General features: G+C 76.6%; 1 protein-coding gene. It reads left to right on the top strand.

The features are described from left to right. Positions 1 to 35 precede the first annotated feature (35 nt). On the top strand, positions 36 to 670 hold a 635-nt coding region (locus VR44_RS25975; protein ID WP_245692226.1), incomplete at its 3' end, for an ABC transporter substrate-binding protein.

The following is a 670-nucleotide window of genomic DNA, read 5'->3' as shown; positions in this document are numbered from 1 at the left end:
CCAGCGGCGGGAGCGACCAGCTCGGCGGAGCGCCCGTGTACCTCGCGCAGGAGCGGGGGTTGTGGTCCGCCGACGGGGTCGAGGCCACCGTGACCACCCTGCCGACCGGGCGGGACGCGCTGAACGCCGTGCTGGGCGGGCAGGCGCAGTTCGGCGTCGTCGGCGACCTGCCCGCCGTCACGGCGGCGCTCGGCGGGCGGGACGTGCGGGTCGTGGCGGAGCTGTCCCGGTTCTCGGACTGGCGGCTGCTCACCCGCACCGACCGCGAGGTCACCGGATTCGCCGCGCTCAAGGGGCGCAAGGTGGGGGTGCCGCAGGGCACGAACGTCGAGTACGCCCTGAGCCGGATGCTCGCCTCCGCACAGCTGACGGCGGCCGACGTGACGGTGGTCAACCTGGTCCCGAACCAGGTCCCCGCCGCCCTCGCCCGTGGTGACATCGACGCCGGGGTGACCTTCCCCAGCTTCTACGAGGCAGCCCGCACCGCCCTCGGCGAGCGCTACGCCGAACTCCCCTTCTCCGGCTACACCGCCCGCACCCTGCTCGTCGCCGGCCCCGCCGCCGACGACGGGGCCGCCACCGCCGTCCTGCGTACGGTGCTGCGCGCGCGGCAGGCCGGCGAGGCCGACCCGGCCGCCGCCCGCCGGGCGGTGGTCGCGCAGTCCAAGGG

Origin of the sequence: Streptomyces katrae (genome assembly GCF_000966975.1) — a bacterium.
GTDB classification, from domain to species: Bacteria; Actinomycetota; Actinomycetes; order Streptomycetales; family Streptomycetaceae; genus Streptomyces; species Streptomyces katrae.
Note: the sequence above shows the minus strand (reverse complement) of the source record. Positions and strands in the feature narration are given on the sequence as shown.